Source organism: Candidatus Omnitrophota bacterium, from assembly GCA_021735655.1.
In the GTDB taxonomy this organism is placed as follows: domain Bacteria; phylum Omnitrophota; class Gorgyraeia; order Duberdicusellales; family 4484-171; genus JAHKAJ01.
In genome coordinates, this window is record JAIPGM010000006.1 from 46,297 (window position 1) to 65,959 (window position 19,663).

Annotated in this window: 20 protein-coding genes; all 20 read right to left on the reverse strand. The window is 37.8% G+C overall.

The window, feature by feature from the left end; translation table 11 throughout:
* Positions 1-31: 31 nt before the first annotated feature.
* The 20 genes from K9L86_05760 to K9L86_05855 all read right to left on the reverse strand — a co-directional run bounded on the left by K9L86_05760 (position 32) and on the right by K9L86_05855 (position 19,605).
* Positions 32-1,792, reverse strand: coding sequence for a PilZ domain-containing protein (locus K9L86_05760; GenBank protein MCF7908357.1), 1,761 nt, complete (start codon positions 1,790-1,792; stop codon positions 32-34).
* A 97-nt stretch (positions 1,793-1,889) separates the two neighbouring features.
* Positions 1,890-2,276, reverse strand: a complete 387-nt coding sequence (locus tag K9L86_05765) for a hypothetical protein (protein ID MCF7908358.1) — start codon at positions 2,274-2,276, stop codon at positions 1,890-1,892.
* On the reverse strand, positions 2,273-4,672 hold the full coding sequence (locus K9L86_05770) for a DUF3857 domain-containing protein (protein MCF7908359.1): 2,400 nt from the start codon (positions 4,670-4,672) through the stop codon (positions 2,273-2,275). Before K9L86_05770 ends, K9L86_05765 begins: the two co-directional genes overlap by 4 nt.
* Positions 4,673-4,675: 3 nt before the next feature.
* Positions 4,676-5,827: an aminotransferase class I/II-fold pyridoxal phosphate-dependent enzyme gene (locus K9L86_05775; protein ID MCF7908360.1), complete on the reverse strand. Its 1,152-nt coding sequence runs from the start codon at positions 5,825-5,827 to the stop codon at positions 4,676-4,678.
* A 10-nt stretch (positions 5,828-5,837) separates the two neighbouring features.
* Positions 5,838-6,320, reverse strand: a complete 483-nt coding sequence (locus tag K9L86_05780; protein MCF7908361.1) for an Lrp/AsnC family transcriptional regulator — start codon at positions 6,318-6,320, stop codon at positions 5,838-5,840.
* Positions 6,321-6,374: 54 nt separating this feature from the next.
* Positions 6,375-7,211, reverse strand: coding sequence for a ribonuclease H-like domain-containing protein (locus K9L86_05785; GenBank protein ID MCF7908362.1), 837 nt, complete (start codon positions 7,209-7,211; stop codon positions 6,375-6,377).
* Between the two features lie 16 nt (positions 7,212-7,227).
* Complete coding sequence (locus tag K9L86_05790; protein ID MCF7908363.1) at positions 7,228-7,638, reverse strand: secondary thiamine-phosphate synthase enzyme YjbQ; 411 nt, start codon at positions 7,636-7,638, stop codon at positions 7,228-7,230.
* Between the two features lie 39 nt (positions 7,639-7,677).
* Positions 7,678-7,998 carry a hypothetical protein gene (locus K9L86_05795; GenBank protein MCF7908364.1) on the reverse strand — a complete coding sequence of 107 codons (321 nt, stop codon included), beginning with the start codon at positions 7,996-7,998 and terminating at the stop codon, positions 7,678-7,680.
* Positions 7,999-8,091: 93 nt separating this feature from the next.
* Positions 8,092-8,406 (reverse strand): helix-turn-helix domain-containing protein, encoded by a 315-nt coding sequence (locus K9L86_05800; GenBank protein MCF7908365.1) that lies wholly within the window; start codon positions 8,404-8,406, stop codon positions 8,092-8,094.
* A 34-nt stretch (positions 8,407-8,440) separates the two neighbouring features.
* The gene (locus K9L86_05805) at positions 8,441-8,932 is read right to left on the reverse strand and encodes a polymer-forming cytoskeletal protein (protein ID MCF7908366.1); all 492 of its coding nucleotides are present in this window, start codon (positions 8,930-8,932) and stop codon (positions 8,441-8,443) included.
* Between the two features lie 45 nt (positions 8,933-8,977).
* Positions 8,978-9,394 (reverse strand): MgtC/SapB family protein, encoded by a 417-nt coding sequence (locus K9L86_05810; GenBank protein MCF7908367.1) that lies wholly within the window; start codon positions 9,392-9,394, stop codon positions 8,978-8,980.
* Position 9,395: 1 nt separating this feature from the next.
* Positions 9,396-10,385 carry a tRNA (adenosine(37)-N6)-threonylcarbamoyltransferase complex transferase subunit TsaD gene (gene tsaD, locus K9L86_05815; protein ID MCF7908368.1) on the reverse strand — a complete coding sequence of 330 codons (990 nt, stop codon included), beginning with the start codon at positions 10,383-10,385 and terminating at the stop codon, positions 9,396-9,398.
* An 18-nt stretch (positions 10,386-10,403) separates the two neighbouring features.
* A complete protein-coding gene (locus K9L86_05820) occupies positions 10,404-11,618 on the reverse strand; it encodes a S41 family peptidase (protein ID MCF7908369.1) in 1,215 nt (404 codons plus the stop codon).
* Positions 11,615-13,033, reverse strand: a complete 1,419-nt coding sequence (gene gatB / locus K9L86_05825) for an Asp-tRNA(Asn)/Glu-tRNA(Gln) amidotransferase subunit GatB (GenBank protein ID MCF7908370.1) — start codon at positions 13,031-13,033, stop codon at positions 11,615-11,617. Before gatB ends, K9L86_05820 begins: the two co-directional genes overlap by 4 nt.
* A 30-nt stretch (positions 13,034-13,063) precedes the next feature.
* Positions 13,064-14,434 (reverse strand): Asp-tRNA(Asn)/Glu-tRNA(Gln) amidotransferase subunit GatA, encoded by a 1,371-nt coding sequence (gene gatA, locus K9L86_05830; protein ID MCF7908371.1) that lies wholly within the window; start codon positions 14,432-14,434, stop codon positions 13,064-13,066.
* Entirely contained in the window at positions 14,435-14,725 is a 291-nt protein-coding gene (gatC, locus tag K9L86_05835) for an Asp-tRNA(Asn)/Glu-tRNA(Gln) amidotransferase subunit GatC (protein MCF7908372.1), read from the reverse strand. It abuts the gene before it with no gap.
* A gap of 2 nt (positions 14,726-14,727) precedes the next feature.
* Entirely contained in the window at positions 14,728-16,272 is a 1,545-nt protein-coding gene (gene rpoD, locus K9L86_05840; GenBank protein MCF7908373.1) for an RNA polymerase sigma factor RpoD, read from the reverse strand.
* Positions 16,265-18,034, reverse strand: coding sequence for a DNA primase (gene dnaG, locus K9L86_05845; GenBank protein ID MCF7908374.1), 1,770 nt, complete (start codon positions 18,032-18,034; stop codon positions 16,265-16,267). Before dnaG ends, rpoD begins: the two co-directional genes overlap by 8 nt.
* 24 nt (positions 18,035-18,058) lie before the next feature.
* The gene (locus tag K9L86_05850; protein MCF7908375.1) at positions 18,059-19,018 is read right to left on the reverse strand and encodes an NGG1p interacting factor NIF3; all 960 of its coding nucleotides are present in this window, start codon (positions 19,016-19,018) and stop codon (positions 18,059-18,061) included.
* Positions 19,015-19,605 carry a CvpA family protein gene (locus K9L86_05855; protein ID MCF7908376.1) on the reverse strand — a complete coding sequence of 197 codons (591 nt, stop codon included), beginning with the start codon at positions 19,603-19,605 and terminating at the stop codon, positions 19,015-19,017. Before K9L86_05855 ends, K9L86_05850 begins: the two co-directional genes overlap by 4 nt.
* Between the last annotated feature and the right edge of the window lie 58 nt (positions 19,606-19,663).

The following is a 19,663-nucleotide window of genomic DNA, read 5'->3' on the forward strand; positions in this document are numbered from 1 at the left end:
CCTTCCAATTAATTGGTCTATACCTCAAGCCTCATTCCGGCTTACCCTGATAAATACTTTTCAAAGATAACTCTAAAAAATCAGCCGCCAGCGGATTATAGCCTTCATAAGCAAGCAAAAAGTAAGCGGTTGAAGCTAAAGACCCGGTTCGACCACCCCTAGGAGTTCTCCAGCCATGGCCAGTATCTGCCCCCGGTGAAGAAGCATAGGGTAAACAAGGATCTTCGCGACCCACCAAAGAAGGAGATGTTATTAGCATTTTCTGTAATTCATTAAAATAAAAATAAGCTTTCTTTAAGTATTCTTTTGACTTCTCGGGATCCTTATCTTTGAAATAATCAGCCATTATCTCAAAAGCTAATATCATCTGACTGGTCCATTCCCCAGATACTACTCCTCCCCGAGCAATATGTTTAGCCTTGGCAAAATCAAAACCAGTTAATTTTGACACTCTTTCCTTATATTGGAATTCGACTGAAACTTGACAATTCTCAATAGCAAAATCTAGAATTGCCTCTGGATTCATACCCAAAGAATAAAGCGCTTCCGGGCCGAAAGAACTTACCGACCAAGTATAGGTATCAGTCGCTATAGTAGAGTCACCCTTACCTCGCTTAACCGGCTGGCCATAATCACTATAAGCATAGCGCGCTACCCAATTTTTTATTCCCTCAGCAATATCTCGATATCTTACGTCACCGCTAAGCTCATAAAATAAACGGAAAAAAGCGAAAGCATCAAGATTGTGTTCGGTAGAATACCAAGAAACTTCCGGTCCACCCTTAATTCCTGCCTCTTTGTCCATCATCTTAATCAAAAATCTACTCACTGTCTCAATTATTGGTAAATATTTTCGATTGCCGGTATGCTTAGTATAGCAAAGTGCCGCCAACCCTATCCAAGCATTAGGCCCGGAATGTTGAACATATTCGAAAACTCCACCTCGAGTGAAATAAGCATTATAGATAAGTTTATCAGTATTTATTTTATCTAAATAAAAATTAAGAATTTTTTCTGCTCTTTCAGTGTCACCACGAACCAAAAAAATAATTGCCGCTAAAGACTGATCATAAGTAAAACAAACCCTTTTAAGACTATTGTCTCCTTCGAAACTAAGCACCAGGCCCCGGGAAAGATCCTGTCGGTTCTTAATCCAAGAATACATCCCTTTTATTATCTGAGAAGAAAAACCTATTCTTTCTTTATCTAAGCTAGCTACTTCTTTTTTAATATCGCTCTTTGCTGAAGACTCAACCCCTTCAGAAAGAAGCTCTTCCAAGGCTGAGGTTCTTTCTAAAACTTCAACATAATCACTTACTAATTTTTGATTTGCCTTAGTCAAAGAAAAATTATGCCAAAACAAAGACAAAGCGACGGCAACTAAAACGAACCCCGCTAAACTTACCGAGAAAGGAATGCTCTTCTTCACAACTGCATATTTAAATATTCTATTACTTGCCGATTTATCAATATCTAAAAAATCTAGACCAGCCAGATATTGGATAAAATCATCCTCGCCTTTACTTCTTAGCCAAGAAACCTTTGCCTCCAGGCATACCGGTTTAGCTATAAAAGGAAAATTTACCCTTAATGATATTCTTGCCCCAGGAGATCTTAGCTTATCGTAAAACCCACGCCAAAGCTCATTAACAATAAGGCAAATTCCACCTTTGCCGATGTCGCGTGTGAATCCTTGCAACCAAGGCGTGATTCTTCGACCCTGGCTATCAATAATAAAAAATTCGACCGGCAAAACAGTAGAAATTCTTAGATATCTTCGACGGTTACTCATAATTTAAAAAATTCTTTATTCCTTTACTATTAAAATTCTTGAAAGAAACCGGTGGAATTTTAGATAAATTAAAAAAATGAGAATTTCCTATCTAATACTATTTCTCTATATTTTTTAATTTTTGATAGAAGACTATAAACTCTTTCAAACCACGCACATTTTCTAAATCCGCATCTTCTAAAATATAAGCGAAATCATCATAACCAAGCAAAACTGCCTTCTTTAGTTCATTAATCGCTTGCTTAGGTTTTCCGGTAAGCGAAAGGCTACAAGCAAGATTATAATGAATAACCGGGTCGTCCGGTTTCAAACTCACTAATTTTTTATCTACAACCAAACCTTGGGTATAAAGACCTTTGCGAGTATAGGCATCCCCTAAAGAAATTAGCGCTCCGACAAAATCAGGGCGTTCCTTTAAAATATTTTCATAAAAAGATATCTCTAAATTACTTATTTTTCTAGATTTATCCTTATCCTTCTTCATTTAACCTTTTCCAAAATAATCTCTTCGCGTAATCTATAAATGGCATCTTCAAGGAATTTCTCAAATCTTGAGTATTCCTCAGCCTCAACAAAACGTTTTTTCATCTTAAAATTTTGATGGAAATCAATACCCTGGTCAAGTTTCTTGTAAGAAACTTGAAGATCAAACCAAGGATTTTCCAAAATAAATGTTTCCGGTAAATATTTAACTTTCAAATTTTCCGGCAAAATTATCCTTATCTTAGAATCCCGGCCGTGTAATCCTTCAAAATCTATCGGGTACTTCCTCTGATCTTTACTAATAAGTTTATGATCTAGCTGAAGTTGATCTAAAACCGGAAGGATTCGTAAATCCCCAGCCGGGTTTAAAACTTTTTTAGCTTCAAAATTATAAGTAAGCATTGGATTTTTGGAAAAATCGTCAACATTTTTAATACTATAGTCAACAAAAGTAGAAAGCGACGATATCTCCCGCATTTTTTTACGGAGATCTTCTTCGATTAAGGCCGGGTGTGTATACTTTAGATACCAACGATAAGAAGCAGCAAAAAATCCACTACTTATCACTCTGCGAATAACCTTCGCATTCTCGTCAGCATCAACTGTAATTTTCATATCATATTTAACTCTATTTTTTTTCAATGTATCGGTAGTAACAATCTTCCAGCCTTGATCAAAAAATACCATCACCGAACGATTCTGATCAGAAAGCGGTATATCCATAAAAGGAGTTGTTTCAGAGGTAGGATCCATAAAGATTAATTTATCGTCAATTTCAACAGCAGCAATAGCATGGTTAAAATTAATTGAAGGGAAGCTTTCCTCGATAGGATAAACGCTATCAGTAGGGATAAGCACCGGATAAGCCTTAAGGCCAGCTTCTCGGAGCAAAGAAACTAATAATACCGCCTGGTCCTTACAATCGCCATAGCGATTCACAAACACTTCTTGGGCTGAGTGTGGTTCGTGTCCACCTTCTCCATACTCAATAGCTACATACCGAATATTTTTAGCCACAAATTCATGAATTTCTCGAGCCTTGCCAAAGTCATCGGTGGCAGTTTCAATGATTTTACTCAAAAACTCTCTCATGCTTTCAGTTACCTGAATTTTATCTTGATAGAGAGATTCCCACCACTCATAAATCTCATCCCATGAAGAAAAGCTCGATATTAGAATTGCTGGGTTAACATAAGCGTAAGACGGCATTGAATACTCGGGAATTATTGGTTTTATTCGATTGAATTCCCACCTATAGACCTTTGAATCATCACTTTCAGATAAAGATGGCTTAAGATCTATGCCTTCGGCATAATTTTGATTAAAAAACTTAAAATTTACCGGGCTCTCTCTAGGCGTAACAAGATTAAAGTACGCTTTAAACACTGGGTATTGCTCCCTTAAGCGATAAATAAAGGTAAATTTGTCCTCGTTAACTAATTTTGATGAATAAATTTTGAATTTATATTCAATGAATGAACCAACATCTACTGAAGGCATAGAAATAATTCGAGCTCGCGAATTACTATAAAGAGGAAAATTAAGATAGCGGCTAACGTCGCGGATATTCTCTTCTCCGACATATCTAACCTGCCCTTCCTTAGTTATCGTACGAGCAAACTCTAGCTCTATACGCTGGTAAGTTGAATCATACCCAATGTCGACTTCAGCTAATTTTTTGCCTCGCTCTTTTAAAACTTGCTCGATAACATGAACCGTAGATACCGAAGTATTTTTAGGAGTAATCTCCGTCGCCTCATCTACAAGAAGATAAACTGCAGCATCGTCGTTTATTTCAGTTAAAAAACTTTCTGCACTTTTAGTGATTTCTTTTATCTCTAAAGGTATTCCTTCCTCTACTTTGGCCCCAATCGCTTTAATTCTTTCTTTGGCCCGAGACTCAAAAGGCGGTGTAACTTTAGCATATATTTTTAAAGCCTTAGGGAAAAGATTTTTCTCCTCTAATACTGTTCCATAAAGATAAAGGTATTCTGGGTCTTTAGGCAGCGGTTTTAATTGTTCAAAAATTTCAATAGCTAAGGCGTACTCTTTAAGCCTGGTATAAGCCTTAGCTAAAATAACTCTTGCCTGAATCAGATCAAAACCTTTAAACAGATCAATTGTGCGCTGATAATCCTTGAAACCATAATAGAATTGGCCAAGCTCAAGGCGTAAGGAATTATTTTGGGGGTCACTCTTGAGAAGTTCTTGATGTTTACTAATCAGATCTTCATATCGCTCCGAGAAATCACCAAAATCATCAGAATTAATGGGTTTATCCATTGGCTGGGGAGCACAACCTAAAAGGGCAGCAATAGCTACAAACAAAATAAACCTGGAAGCGTAAACTTCCCAAATAATATTTTTTCTAAGCTTCGGAGTTCTAAAAATAGGCATAAATTATTTTAACTTTCCTAAAAACTTCTCAATTCGAATTATTGCTTCTTTTAAATTGTCTAAAGAATTAGCATAGGAAATTCTAATATAGGAACTAAGCTCTTTACCAAAAGCTACTCCCGGCACTACAGCTACCTTTTGTTCAAATAAAAGTTTTTTAGCAAAGCTCAATGAATCTATCTTAAATTTTTCTAAAGAAGGAAAGCAGTAAAATGCTCCTTGCGGTAAATTCGTAGTTAACCCTAACCGATTTAGCTCTTTTACGACAAGCTCTCTTCTGCGTCGATAGGCCGAACGCATAGCTATAACTTCCTTCTGACTAAGCAAAGCTTCCGAGGCAGCGACTTGAGAGATAGTCGGCACACACATTATTGAAAAAGAATGGATTTTAGACATTGCTGCGATGATCTCCTGACTAGCGCAAGCATAACCTACCCGAAAGCCAGTCATCGCATAACCCTTGGAAAATCCATTAAGCAAAATCGTTCGCTTTTTTGCCTCTTTAGACAAACTAGCAAAAGGGCTATGTTTTTGATCGTAAATCAATTCATCATAAACTTCATCGCTAATAACCAATGTCTTTTTATTAGCGATAACCTTCCATATTTTTTTAAGCTCTAGAGAGGTATAATGTGTCCCGGTAGGGTTGGAAGGATTATTTAAAATAATCGCTTTTGGGTTAGCTTTAAGAAGCTCTTTTAATCTCTTAATATCTATTTTAAAATTATCTTCGGCCTTTGTAGTTAAATAGAGAACCTGGCCTCCAGAAATCTCAACCAGAGCCGGATAAGCGACATAATGCGGAGTCACTACGATAACCTTATCTTTTGGCTCTAAGATAGCCCTCAAAGCCAAATCTAAAGCCTCACTCACCCCAACAGTTATCAGGATTTCGGTTTTAGGATCATAGCTTAAAGAAAATCTTCTCTTATAGTGGTTGGCTATGTCCCGACGCAAAACAAAAAGCCCCTGGTTTGAGGTGTAAGAAGTCATTCCTTCCTCAAGGGCGGTAATTGCCTTTTCGCGAACCCTCCAAGGAGAGATAAAATCTGGCTCACCGACCCCCAGAGAAATAACCTCTGGCATTCCCATAACTAAATCGAAAAATGCCCGTATCCCCGAAGGGGCTAATTTTTTAACTCTTTTAGAAATCATTCATATCCCTTTAATAGGTTATTGCTAATCTTTGATTCTTATCTTTCTTTACTAAAATAACTCCATCTTCTTTATATTTCTTAAGCATAAAATGAGTCGCGGTTCCTCTTACCTGATTTAAAGGAGCGAGCTTCTCGGAAACAAAACTGGCCACCGTATTGATATCGTCACCTTCAACCACCAATAATAAATCATAAGTTCCTGAAAGAAGATAACAACTTTTTACTTCCGGGAAACGATAAATTCGCTCAGCCACTAAATCAAACCCCACATCTTTCTGAGGAGCTATTTTAACTTCGATTAGAGCCCGAACACTCCGCTCACCTTTAATTTTCTGCCGATTAATCACAGTCTTGTAGTTTACAATAACTCCTTTTTTCTCATAGCTTTTTATAGCCTTACTGAGCTCTTGCTTACTTTTACCAGTTAACTTCTGAAGCTCCTCCAAGGTAATCCGAGCATTACTTTCTAAAATCTCTAATATATCATCCATGTTAAGCCCTCCTTTTAGCTTCTCTATTGTATCAAAATAGCTTTTGCTTGTAAATTAAGCTCTCGCCGAGGGAATTTGCACTTCTAAAACTCTTCTTAAGAGTATCCGGCGCGGCTCTTTAGCTTGCCCCTGGAATAAAAAATAAAAAAATCTCCCCTCTCTAACGAGACGCAAAGGTAATACCTGATCATGCTCTAAGATATTTGAACTGGAAAAATATTTTATATCTATTTTGTGGTCGTTTTCGATGGCTTCCTTTAAAATAGCAATTTTTTTATCTTCTTTGATTTTAAAAATATCATTACTGCAACTATAAAGCGACACGTAATCATCTAGGCTTTCAATCTTTTTATTTTTAAACCCATCTATAAGCTTTAAGAAAGTTTGGTAGGTCACCAAAGCATCGTCTAAAGCTCTATGCAGCCCACCTTTACAATCAATGCCTAATGACTTAGCTACCGTTCCTAAATTGTAACGAGGCAAATCAAGCCCATCTCTAGCCATCGCCAAGATATCCACTGTCGGTAAGTTTAAAGGTTCCCGTCCAATTCTCTTTAAACTATAATCAATAAACTTTGCATCAAATTCAACATTATAGGCACAAAGTACTGTCCCTTTTAAAAAATCAAGAAGCTTATCGGCTAGCTTTTCAAACGGCGGAGCATACTTTAAATCTTGATCTGATATTTTATGAATTTGATAGGCTGCCTGAGGTACGGCCATTTTAGGGTTTACCAAACTATGAAATTTATCAACGATCTTTCTGTTCTTAACTTTAAAAGCCCCAATTTCACAGATGGCGTCACCCATGACCACATCTAAACCGGTAGTTTCTAAGTCTAAAAAGGTTAGCTGATAATCTTCAAGCGGTTTGCTTAAATCTATATCCATTTGGTCTTTGCTACATTTAATTAATTACTTTGGCTACTATCTCTCTATGCCTAGCTCGAGTATCAAAATCAATCAAAACTACCTGTTGCCAAGTTCCTAAATCAAGATGGCCTTGACTAACCGACACAAAAAGGCTAGTTTTAATCAAGGAGCTACGTAAATGTGCGTGTCCGTTATCATCCGACCAAGTAAAGTTATGAGCATAGTCCTTACGATAGGGCAAAAGCTGTTCAAAAGCTTGCTTTAAATCTTTTTCTAACCCCGGTTCATACTCCATAGTAGTGAGAGCTGCGGTTGAGCCGATAACCGACAAAAAAATAACCCCTTCTTTAAGGTTTTCTTTTTCAACTATTCGCTTCAACTCAGAAGTAATGTTGATTATATCGCAATTGCCTTTAGTCTTTACTTTGATTCGATCTGTTTTCATCTCCCCAGACTCGCTTACACTATGCTTTCGATCTGTTTGTTATTTAATTCTACTGCCCGGCTCTACCTTTTTATCGCAAACAATAAGACTAGCATCATCTTTGCTTTGAGCAACGAGCACCATACCCTCAGAAGCGGCCCCACGGATAGTTTTTGGCTCTAGATTAACTAAAACCACTACTGATTTGCCGGCCAAATCTTCAACTGCGTAAAAAGGTTTTATACCAGCAACCAATGAAATGGTTTTTTCACCAATGTCCACGGTCAGCAAATAAAGTTTTTCGGCGTTCGGATGTAATTCAACCGTTAAAACTTTACCCACCCTTAAATCAAGCTTAGAAAAATCGTCAAAAGTTACCATTATCTACCTCCATAAATTACAATAATTAAAAAACAGGTCTACCAATAAACAATGGGGCGATCTTAAAGGTAGGAAATATACAAATACACACTATCAACTCGCCAAAATAATATCTTTAAGTATTACCCAAAGAAGCGTGATGATAATCGCTGCGGTAACAATATAGAAATCGTTAAAATAAAAAAATTCTCTTACGGCTTCGGTGCGCCGATGCTTTTTCTCAGGAATGTTATACCTTTTCTTAATCGCTGGCGCCACCTTTAATACATCTTCCCTTTTAAACCTTAGAAATTCTCCCGCCACCTTAAAATGAGGTATAAGCCGAGAACTTGCTAATTCAATTACATCCTTCTCGGAAATCCCCAATACATGGGACACTTCCCTAGTACTAAGAAGCTTTTCTCTCATAGTTTAAACACCAATCAATCTTTTCTTTCTCAGGTTAAATTTTATGAGCTATCCAATCTTCCACTTGGTCCCGATCAAACAAAAATTTATTCCCTTCTTTTTCTACTGGAATTTTACCGCCTTCAACCCATTCCATAATTTTTTTTTCGCCGACTGATAGATAATCAGAAAGTTCCTCTAAGGAAATCTTCCCTTCGTTCATCCTGCATTTACCATTAAACACAGCCCCTTTTTCAATAGTAATTTGAGAAACGTTAACGTCTCCAAAAACCTTAGCAGTTGAAGTTAATCTTATGCCTTCGGTTGCTTTAATATTACCCTTAACTGTTCCGGCAACAATTACTTCTTCTCCAGAAATATCTGCTTTTACATCTGCGCTTGAACCAATAGTTAAGCTCCCCTTGGTGGTCAAGCTACCTTCAAACCTGCCATTTATTCTCAAATTCACGGGGTCAGAAAAAACTAAGCTTCCTTGCATGGCAGCATTCACATCAAGGATTTTGTCTTCGCCTCTTCGTTTACTCATCTTCACACCCCCTGTTAAAATATTCCTATTATATATATTAAATATTTAATTTTCAAGTTTCTTCAAAAAAGAAAGCGACAAGTAAGATATAAGCGTCGCCATAAGGGCCGCGCTTATATAACCACAACCAACAGCCAAGCCGATAGCTGAACTTATCCAGATACTAGCAGCAGTAGTTAAACCCTTAACCCCTTCGCGGCTACGGATAATCGTTCCAGCGCCTAAAAACCCGATACCAGTAACTACTCCGGCAGCAATTCGGCCAGGATCTATCGCCGTCTGGCCCTGATATATCTCAAAAATGTGAAGCGAAACCAACATTATCAATGTTGACCCGGTACAAACTAAAATATGAGTACGAAGACCGGCAGAACTAGCTTTTTTTTCACGCTCAAAACCAATGATACTCCCCAAACAAAAGGCAATCAGCAGTCGAAAAATAGTATCAAATAGATTTAACATTTCAATTAGGTTTAGCCTCTAAAGCAATATTACTCTCTTTACCTATTTTATTATACAAGTAAAACCCTAATCCTGCAACCATTGCCGCATTGTCTCCCGTATACTCTTTAGAAGCAATAAAAACCTTAAGCCCTCGGTCCTGGTAGTCTTTTAGGCGCCTACGTAAATAACTATTCGCTGTAACCCCACCCCCACAAACTATAGTTTTAACTTTTAGTTTATCCACCGCCTCTTCGGTTGCTGCGATAATAGCTTCTAAAGCTGCATATTGGAATGAAGAAAGAAGTCTTTTTTTCATCTTCGCATCAAAAACACCTTTTTTCTCCATCTCGATTTTCTTGTAAATTAAAGCCGTTTTTATGCCACTAAAGCTTAAATCTAAACCACTGCGACCGCAGTTAAACTTAAAATCGGACCTTTGGTCGTAGTTAAACAACCTATCAATCAGTGGGCCTCCAGGATATCCCAATCCATAAGCTTTAGCTACCTTGTCAAACACCTCACCACAAGCATCGTCGCGGGTTGAACCGACCAAATTAACTCGATCGAAATCATCGACTCGGTAAAATTCAGTATGCCCCCCGGAAACTACCAACCCTAAAAAAGGAAAAGGAATTCTTTTATGATAATCTAAAAAAGGAGAAAAAATGTGAGCTTGTAGATGATTAACGCCAATAAAAGGTTTTTTCAGCGCCAGAGAAAGGGCCTTAGCAAAATTAAGCCCAACGACCAAACTTCCGATTAACCCGGGGCACTGGGTTACTGCAATTAAATTTATTTTCTTTAAAGGAACCTTGGCTTTTATTGTAGCTAGCTCAACAACCCGGTCAATACTAACTAGGTGTGCCCGGGTAGCAATTTCTGGAACTACCCCACCATACTTTTTATGCTCGCTTAGAGAAGAAAGAGTAACGTTAGAAAGAACCTTGTTATTTTTTAAAATTGCACAAGAAGTCTCATCACAAGATGTTTCTATACCAAGAGTGTACATAAATAAAATTAACTATATTTATTCACTGCCTTTCAAAACTAAAATGCCTTTAAGCAAATCAACTGCTCTTACTATCTGATAATCTTTCTTATAATCAAAGTCATCTTCTTTGAGCTTCTTAAAAACATCTTCCTTGTTTTCTTTACTCTCATCAGGGACTACCACGATGTCTGGATTGACTCCCTTTTCATGAATACTTATTCCATCAGGAGTATAATATTTAGATGTGGTTAGCCTCAGAGCCGATCCATCAGAAAGAGGAATTATCGTCTGGACTGAACCCTTACCAAAGGTAGTTTCACCAAGAAGTATTGCTCGATTGTTTTCCCTAAGGGCTGCAGCAACAATTTCGCTTCCCGAAGCGCTTCCCTTGTTAATCAACACCACTATCGGAATATCTAAATATTTCTTCTGAAAAGGAAGAGACTTGTAAATACTTTCGTCTTGATCGCGAGTTTTAGTTGAAACCACCACCTTGCCGTCTTCAAGAAATCTACTTGATACATCGATCGCTGAAGTCAACAACCCCCCAGGATTATTACGTACATCAAGGATAAAGGCTTTCAGATTATTTTCTTGCAGTTTTTCTAAAGCTTTTCCTAAATCTTTAGCTGTAGTCTCACGAAACTCAGAAATTCTGGCATAACCAATACCATCATCCAAAATTACCGCTCGCTTAATATCTTTTATCTTAATAATGCCACGAGTAATCGTAACTTCTTCAAGTTTTCTAGTAACTTCTCGTAAAATTGTTATAGTAACATCAGTACCGGGTTTACCACGAAGCTTCTTAACCGCTTCATTGAGAGTAATTCCTTTAGTTAACTCACCTTCTATTTTAATAATTATATCACCAGGCTTAACTCCTGCTTCCCAGGCCGGGGTATCTTCAATCGGGGAAACTATTGTCAATAGTCCATCACGAATGGTGATTTCAATCCCCAACCCGCCGAATTTGCCTTCAGTCTCAATAAGAAGATTTTTATAATCTTCAGGAGTTAAAAATTGGCTATAGGAATCCAAGGAAAAAAGCATGCCACGCATCGCCCCATAAATTAAATCCTCGGCTGACTTATCTTCTACATATTTTTCTTCAATAACCGCTAAACCTTCGGAGAATATCTCTAACTCCTTATAAACATCCTCTCTATCTTTTCCAAAAGAAAACCCCATCGTATAGGAAATCAATACCACTGCTACAGCCATTGCAAAGATAATAACTCTTTTTCTCATCTAGATAACCTCCTTTCTAACATTTCCCGGGCTACTTTAGGATTAGCCTTACCTTTAGTTTTTTTCATAACCTGCCCGACTAAAAACTGTATTGCCTGCTGTTTGCCGGCTAAATACTCATCGACAACTTTTTGGTTTTCAACAACAGTCTCTTCGATATACTTATCTAGCTCAGCACTATCAGAAACCTGAACCAGCTGCTCACTATTTATAATTTCATCAACATCCCTGTCAGTGGCAATGCTCAAAGAAAGTGCTTTTTTAGCAGCTAAGTTATTCATCTTGCCCTCTGAAAAGTATCTTATAATTTTAGCAAAATTAGCTGCCGATATCAAAACTTCATTAAAACCGTCCTTTAAACTATTCACCTGCTCTAGAAACGGGCCAAGCAGCCAATTAAAAACCTCCCGGCTCTCAGGGTATATCTTCACGGTGTCCTCAAAAAGATCAGCAAGCTTAGCTTGATTAATTATTATATCAACTTCTTTCTCTTCTAAAGAATAATCTTTTAAGAATCTTTTTCGCTTAGCTAAAGGTAACTCCCCCAAAGCTAACTGCTGATTTTTAATTAGGTCTTTAGCTACCGAAAAATCTAGCAAGTCTGGTTCGGGAAAATAACGATAGTCGTGAGCTTGCTCTTTGCTGCGCATAACTATAGTTTTCAACTTTAATTCATCCCAAAGCCTAGTTTCCTGAATCACCTTCTCTCCCTTAACCAAGGCCGCTGCCTGCCGCTTAACTTCATATTCTAGGCCCGCCTTAACCCCCTTAAAACTATTCATATTCTTAAGCTCAACTTTTACCCCTAATTTTTTATCGCCTTTCTTTCTAAGTGAAATATTAGCATCACAGCGCAAAGACCCTTTTTCCATATCACAGTCAGAAACGCCGATATACTGAAGCATTAGCTTTAAATGGCTCAGGTATTCAAAAGCCTCATCTGGGCCACTGATGTCCGGCTCAGAAACTATCTCTAACAAAGGTGTTCCAGTACGATTGAAATCCACCAAAGAGTGATCTTGCTTATGAATCAGCTTCCCTGCATCCTCTTCAAGATGCACTCGGTTAACTCTTATTTTTCTACCCGAAATTAATTCCAAAGAACCCGCCTCACCAAGTGGCATCTTATACTGAGAAATTTGATAGTCTTTCGGCAAATCAGGATAAAAATAATTCTTGCGCTCAAAGTATATACTTGAGTTAACCTTACAATCTAAGGCACAGCATACCCTTACTGCCAACTCTAAGGCCTTCTGGTTAAATACCGGAAGCACTCCTGGATAACCGCAACAAACCGGGCAAATATTACTATTAGCCGGACTTTCAAAATTAGTAGAACAGCTACAAAAAATCTTTGACTCTGTTTTAAGCTGGGTATGAACTTCTAAGCCAATTACTGTTTCTAAATCACCCATGTTAGTTTTAGCCCTCTATACTATCTAAAATTAGCAAACCGGAATCTTTTTATGAAAATCGGTTAAACTCTCAAAAGCAGAACCGAGTTTAAGTAAAGTTACCTCATCAAAAGCCTTGCCAACCAGCTGAGCTCCGATCGGTAAATCTTTTTTATCAAAGCCACAAGGAAAAGATACCGCAGGTATGCCAGCAAGGTTCGCTGGTATAGTGTATATGTCAGATAAATACATACTCAAAGGATCACTTGCTCTTTCGCCAAGTTTAAAGGCGGTAGTCGGAGAAGTCGGAGTCAAAATAGCATCGACCTCGGAAAAAACCTTATCAAAATCATCCTTAATCAATCTTCTCACCTTCAAGGCTTTCAGATAGTAAGCATCATAATATCCGCTAGAAAGACTATGGGTTCCTAAAAGTATTCTTCTTTTTGCCTCAGGCCCAAACCCAGCCTCTCTGGTTTTCAAATAAAGATCAATTAGGCTCTTAGACTGCTTGCGTAAGCCATATCTTATGCCGTCAAACCGCTGCAGATTAGAGCTCGCTTCAGAAGAAGAAATAATATAGTAAGTTGCGACTGCATAATCAGTATGAGGAAGACTAATTTCCTTAAAAATAACACCTTGCTTCTTGAAGTTAGAAATTACATCATCAATCGCTGCTTTTACTTCTTGGTTTAAACCTTTGCCAAAGTATTCTTTTGGTAAACCAACCTTTATTGCTTTAATTCCACCTTTAAGGCCTTCGCTAAAATCACAAAAATCTAATTTTGCTGAGGTAGAATCTTTCCGGTCATGACCGCAAATTATATTAAGCAGCTGGGCACAATCTGAAAAGTTAGTGGTTATCGGACCGATTTGATCAAGGCTTGAACCAAAAGCAATTAACCCATAGCGGGAAACTCTCCCATAAGTCGGCTTAAAACCAATAACTCCGCAAAACGATGCCGGTTGCCTGATTGAACCCCCGGTATCAGAACCTAATGCAAAAGGGACTAACCTTGCAGCTACTGCTGCGCAGGATCCGCCGCTAGAACCGCCAGGAACTCTTTGAGTGTCCCAAGGATTTCTAGTTGGGCCATAGCAGGAATTTTCAGTAGACGAACCAAAAGCAAACTCATCAAGATTGGTTGTACCGACGATGGATAAGCCTGCGTTTTTAAGCTTTTCAATCACGGTTGCATCATAGACAGCCCGATGTGAAGATAAAATCTTCGAAGCGCAAGTAATTATCTTATCCTGAATACAAATATTATCTTTAATCGCAATCGACATTCCGGCCAATTGCGAACTTCCGCTTCCGGCTACAGGCTTATCATAAATCTCAACAAAACTATTTAGAAACTTATCCTTCTTCTTGGCTCTTTGAGCAATTTCAGAAGCAATAAGTTTACTTAAATCTTCCATTTATTCAATTACCTTTGGAATTTTGAAATAATCTCCCTCCCTAGAGGGTGAGTTGTTTAAGATTCTATCCCGATGATCTGAGGGCCTGGCTTCATCTTTACGCAAAACACCTTGAGCCTGGTGTAAATTGCGCATCGGCTTAATTGACTCAGTGTCTAGCTCTTTTAACTTATCAATGTAATCAAAAATTTTAGAAAGTTGAGCGATAAGCGACTTTTTCTCTTCTTCAGCTAAATTAATTCTGGCTAAATTAGCCACATACTCAACAGTTTTTTTATCTACTTTACTCATTTTTAAGAAGATTTAAATTTACCGCGAAAAAGAGTAAGCTCTAAAAATGTCTGAAGCCGTCGCGAACGGCTAGGGTGACGTAGTTTCTTTAAAGCTTTGGCTTCAATTTGACGAATTCGCTCTCGAGTAACCTTAAAAATAGTTCCCACTTCTTCTAACGTCTTTGGGCTTCCATCCTCTAAACCAAACCTTAAAGTAAGAATGTTCTTCTCCCGATCAGTCAGGCTTTCCATGGCTTGTTCTAATTCCTCCTTAAGCATAGAGAAAACCGTAGCATTAGCCGGGGATACGGCTTTTTTATCTTCAATAAAATCACCGAAAGAAGTATCGCCATCATCGCCAATCGGAGTATGGATTGATATCGGCTGTTGTGAAACTTTGATAATATCTTTTATCTTAGAAACCGGAAGTTTTAGTTCCTTTGACAGTTCATCGGGAGTAGGCTCGCGTCCTTTTTCTTGAATGAAAAGACGCGATATACGGATAATTTTGTTGATCGTCTCAGTCATGTGTACCGGTATTCTAATCGTTCTAGCTTGGTCAGCGATTGCTCGAGTTATTGCTTGTCGTATCCACCAGGTAGCATAAGTAGAAAATTTATATCCCCGTTTATATTCAAACTTCTCTACCGCTTTGATTAAACCAATATTACCCTCTTGAATCAAATCTAAAAAGGATAAGCCTCGATTTACATATTTTTTAGCAATACTCACTACCAACCTTAAGTTAGCCTCAACTAAAGTTCGCTTAGCCTGATTGTATAGCTTAGTCCTATCATTGATCATTCTCATCCGATCCCTAAGCTGACTTTCGGGAAAACCTAACTGTCTCATTGTCTTACCTTTCTGCCGGATGAGACTACGGCGCAAGGTTTGGTTAGCCTGGCTCCTACCTTTGACTTTTTCAAGCTTTCTTTTTAGCTTATCGACCTCTTTGGCTAAAAACTTGGTTCTAGTGATTATTCGCTCAATAATACTAATAGTAAAATTAAAAGCCTGTAAAATTTTCCTCTGACTTTCAATTTTCTTTATTCTCGCCAGCTTCCCATATAAAGACTTCAACCGATTAATTTCTTTTTCTTTATTCTTAATTTCTCCTTTAACAAAATCATCAGCGTTTAGCTCTTCTTTAATAATTCTTCTAGTAATACTTAAAAACATATCTCGGGATATGCCGGTTGAAAAAACCTCTTTTCTCAAGAGCTCTTCGGCGTCTTCAATTTTTTTAGCTAAACTGATTTCCTCTTCCCGAGTAAGCAAAGGAATCTGCCCCATCTGTTTTAAATACATCTTAACCGGGTCATCAATCGGTTGAGTCGTGGCCGTACTCTGCTTTTTCTTTATCTTCTCCCATTCAGAAACTTCCTTTGTTTCCAATACGCTTATGTCTTTTGAATTGAGACGCTCAAAAATGGCATCCAAATCTTTAGCGCTGGATATTTCTTCGGAAAGAAAGTGATTTATCTCATCATAAGTAAGATAGCCTTTCTTTTTTCCTAAATCGACCAACTGACCGATGCTTCTCTCTAAAAGTTTCTTTTTAACCATTTTTTACCTCTCTACTATTTACTTTTTCAAATTCTGTAATTAATATTTTTACTTTCTTTGTATCGCCCTTTGCTTCGGCATCACGTATTTTTTCACGAAGCTCACTCTTAAACTGAATTATTCCTTTTTTCTTTAACTTAAGCAAACTCTCCTTAAAGGTATTTTTATCCATCGGTATATCGTCATCAATAAGAATTTTAGAAATAAAGCTACTAATTTCCTTGTCGTTAATCGTACCCAAAAACTTTGGCCCGGATACCCCAGCTTCAATCGAATTGTTTAAAAATAAAGAAATTGCTTTACGGGAAATCGGTGAACTGAAATATTCCTGTTTTAAGTTCTTTTTAACCAAAGGAAAAGTTTTTGGATTAGTAAGAAGAAACTTAAAAATTACCTTCTCGGTAACTGGCAAGAGTTCGTTTTTATTTAGTCCGGCTGACTGGTTTCCCCCAGGGGCAGAAAATTTGTTTCGCCGAGTATTATTGACTGGGCTCTTCTTTTGAAACTCAGCAATCATGATCTCTTCTTTAACTGAAAGTGCGCCGGCTAACTTTCTTATGTATTCATACTTTTTTATTTGCGAAGGCAGTTTATCTATCGTCTCAAGCATCTCTTTAGCAATCTTAGTTTTACCGTCTATGCTATCCTTGTCATAAATATTGCTAAGGACATCTACCTTGTAATCAAAAAAATCACGAGCCTGCTTTAAAAAGGTCAAAAAATCAGCCCGATCTTTATTTCTAAAAAAAGAGTCCGGATCGCTGCCTGACGGCAATTGCATAATCTCAACCTCTAGTCCTTGCTCAAGAAGCAAGTCCAAAGAACGCAGAGTAGCATTCTGCCCGGCCTTGTCAGAATCATAAACCATGACCACTCGCTGGGCATAACGCTTAATCAAACGGATCTGCTCTTCGGTAAGAGCGGTGCCTAATGAGGCAACCACATTGCTTATTCCACGCATAAAGGGCGTAATCATATCTAAATACCCTTCAACCACAATAGCGGTCTGTTGATTTGAAATCTCATCTTTTGCCAAATATAAACCATAAAGATGGTTTCTTTTGCTATAAAGAACATTTTCTAAAGAATTGATATATTTCGGAGCCTGCGTATCTTTTGTATGTATCCGAGCACCAAAGCCAACCACCCGCGAACGAATATCCAAAATAGGAAAGGTGATTCGATTACGAAATACATCACAAAAACCGCCACCCCTTGATGTAATTAACGAACATTTCTCTAAAATTTCAAGGGTAAAACTTTTCGTCCGCATATAGCTCATCAACCCATTATTGCCCGGAGCATAACCCAGCTGAAACTTCTTAATCGTCTCTGGGCCAACACCTCGCTCAGCTAAGTAATCCCGCACTCCTTGTAATTTTTTATCATTTTTCAAATTATTATGAAAAAATAAAGTAGCTACGCTCATTGCTTCATAAAGCGCAGTCTTTGTCTTAGCATTTTTATCTTGCTGATAAGGAATATCCAAGCCTAGACGCTTAGCTAACAACTCTACCGCTTCAGGAAAGCTTATTTTCTCGATCAAAGTAATAAATTGGAACACACCTCCGCCTTCGCCGCAGCCAAAACAATGGAAAATCTGCTTCTGAGGACTAACAATGAAAGATGGTGTTTTCTCCCCATGAAAAGGACAAAGCCCTTTAAAGTTTCGGCCAGCTTTCTTGAGCGGTAGGTAACTGGCGATAACCTCTGCTATGTCTGTCCGAGATTGGACCTCATCTATAAATTGTTGTGGGATCATCCTTTGGAATTAAATTCGTAGTTGCTACTTTTTTCGCTTGATCCGCCTGAAGCCAGAGAATTCGTAAATATTAAACTTCTCTTTTTGTTCTAAATAATCAAGCATGATATTAACCCCTAAGTTGTCTGAAGCGATATGCGAAGCAAAAATTACATTTATATTAGACTCTTTACACTTTTTAAAATGCTCCTCAGACTGATGCATGGCAATAATAGTATCTACGCCTTTAGCTGCTAGCTCCTTATAAATTTCCTGGGGGCCTTCGGTTCCACCGGTAAACTCAAGATGAATATTGTTACAACGAGAGCTCCGACTGCCAACCACTATTTTAGGAGGATTATTATTTTTTGCAGCATCAATATATTCACCAATGGTAAAAAGCGAATCGACAACTTGCCCTAAGGTTGATGGCTTGGTCTTCTTAAACATCCTTTCAAGATACTGGTAGGCACAATTATCGCAAGGAGTATGCATGCATAAAAAATTAATCTCAAGCAAACGAGCTGCGTCAACGGCTCTTGAATGGTTAGCTGCGCTTACCCGCCTGGCAACCTGCTGTTTCCGACTATTTAAAAGGTTTTCAGAAACACTCAAAGACACACCCTCTTTAACAAAAACATCAACCTGTAAATCCATAACGTCATAAAACTGAGCATAGGCAAATCCCTGAGGATGATGTGATATTACCAAATCTATTTTTTTACCCTTCTGCTTTAACCGATCAACCAGCAATAACTCGGCGCCATCGACATCAATGCCAACAATCATTGATTTTACATTCTTGTCTATGTCTCCGCAAAGAATGCGACTATCGGCAAAAGGATTAAATAAAGAATCCTTATCGAAATAATCCTTTTTTGCTTTGTCCAATGCCTCAAGTTTTTTTCGATTATTCTTAAGCAAAGCCTCTATTTCCTGAGGTTTACGGACATCTTCTTGTATTCCCTTTTTTACGATTTCCCGATAGAGAGTTTTTAACTTCATCTGGTGGACCTCCTTATCTTATAATTCTTAAGCTGCCTCGGAAAATTAAAATATTCTTCTACTTTTTTATTTTTTTCAAACCTAGAATTAACTGAGGTAAAATTTTTCTGAATCAACATATAGCTACCCGGGGCAAAATTCCTAAAAAGACTATAGGATAAGCTATGAGAAAAAACCTCCGAACTAAGCGGAGAGAGATAAAGGGTAAAGAGGATTATGCTCGAAAGCAACGCTGCCCGAAAAGATCCTGCAAAAAATGATACCCAACGTTCAAGAATAGTTATATCCTGCCTCTTAAAAAGAAGTCTTACTATTAAACCTAAAAAACTAAAAATTGCCCTTATTCCTAAAAGAATTACCAGGAAAGCAACGAGATAAAAATATCTTTCATTCAAAAAGAGTATTGATTTTCCTACCGTATCCCCGATAAAAGAATAATACTGAAAAGCAAAAAAAACTCCGAACAGCAATCCGACTATCTTTATAATTTCACAAACGATTCCGCGAGATACTGAGATATAAAGAATTCGAACACAAAGAAGTAGAAATAATAAATCTATAAATACCGTCCAGGAAGACTGTCCCATATTTTATAATTTAATAGTATATAACATATAGCTAAAGGAATGTCAAGCTTCCTCTAAG

Bases quoted from the DNA above. Each gene is read 5' to 3' on its own strand.
- K9L86_05760 (MCF7908357.1), bottom strand. From the start codon at position 1,792: ATGAGTAACCGTCGAAGATATCTAAGAATTTCTACTGTTTTGCCGGTC.
- K9L86_05765 (MCF7908358.1), bottom strand. From the start codon at position 2,276: ATGAAGAAGGATAAGGATAAATCTAGAAAAATAAGTAATTTAGAGATA.
- K9L86_05770 (MCF7908359.1), bottom strand. From the start codon at position 4,672: ATGCCTATTTTTAGAACTCCGAAGCTTAGAAAAAATATTATTTGGGAA.
- K9L86_05775 (MCF7908360.1), bottom strand. From the start codon at position 5,827: ATGATTTCTAAAAGAGTTAAAAAATTAGCCCCTTCGGGGATACGGGCA.
- K9L86_05780 (MCF7908361.1), bottom strand. From the start codon at position 6,320: ATGGATGATATATTAGAGATTTTAGAAAGTAATGCTCGGATTACCTTG.
- K9L86_05785 (MCF7908362.1), bottom strand. From the start codon at position 7,211: ATGGATATAGATTTAAGCAAACCGCTTGAAGATTATCAGCTAACCTTT.
- K9L86_05790 (MCF7908363.1), bottom strand. From the start codon at position 7,638: ATGAAAACAGATCGAATCAAAGTAAAGACTAAAGGCAATTGCGATATA.
- K9L86_05795 (MCF7908364.1), bottom strand. From the start codon at position 7,998: ATGGTAACTTTTGACGATTTTTCTAAGCTTGATTTAAGGGTGGGTAAA.
- K9L86_05800 (MCF7908365.1), bottom strand. From the start codon at position 8,406: ATGAGAGAAAAGCTTCTTAGTACTAGGGAAGTGTCCCATGTATTGGGG.
- K9L86_05805 (MCF7908366.1), bottom strand. From the start codon at position 8,932: ATGAGTAAACGAAGAGGCGAAGACAAAATCCTTGATGTGAATGCTGCC.
- K9L86_05810 (MCF7908367.1), bottom strand. From the start codon at position 9,394: ATGTTAAATCTATTTGATACTATTTTTCGACTGCTGATTGCCTTTTGT.
- tsaD (MCF7908368.1), bottom strand. From the start codon at position 10,385: ATGTACACTCTTGGTATAGAAACATCTTGTGATGAGACTTCTTGTGCA.
- K9L86_05820 (MCF7908369.1), bottom strand. From the start codon at position 11,618: ATGAGAAAAAGAGTTATTATCTTTGCAATGGCTGTAGCAGTGGTATTG.
- gatB (MCF7908370.1), bottom strand. From the start codon at position 13,033: ATGGGTGATTTAGAAACAGTAATTGGCTTAGAAGTTCATACCCAGCTT.
- gatA (MCF7908371.1), bottom strand. From the start codon at position 14,434: ATGGAAGATTTAAGTAAACTTATTGCTTCTGAAATTGCTCAAAGAGCC.
- gatC (MCF7908372.1), bottom strand. From the start codon at position 14,725: ATGAGTAAAGTAGATAAAAAAACTGTTGAGTATGTGGCTAATTTAGCC.
- rpoD (MCF7908373.1), bottom strand. From the start codon at position 16,272: ATGGTTAAAAAGAAACTTTTAGAGAGAAGCATCGGTCAGTTGGTCGAT.
- dnaG (MCF7908374.1), bottom strand. From the start codon at position 18,034: ATGATCCCACAACAATTTATAGATGAGGTCCAATCTCGGACAGACATA.
- K9L86_05850 (MCF7908375.1), bottom strand. From the start codon at position 19,018: ATGAAGTTAAAAACTCTCTATCGGGAAATCGTAAAAAAGGGAATACAA.
- K9L86_05855 (MCF7908376.1), bottom strand. From the start codon at position 19,605: ATGGGACAGTCTTCCTGGACGGTATTTATAGATTTATTATTTCTACTT.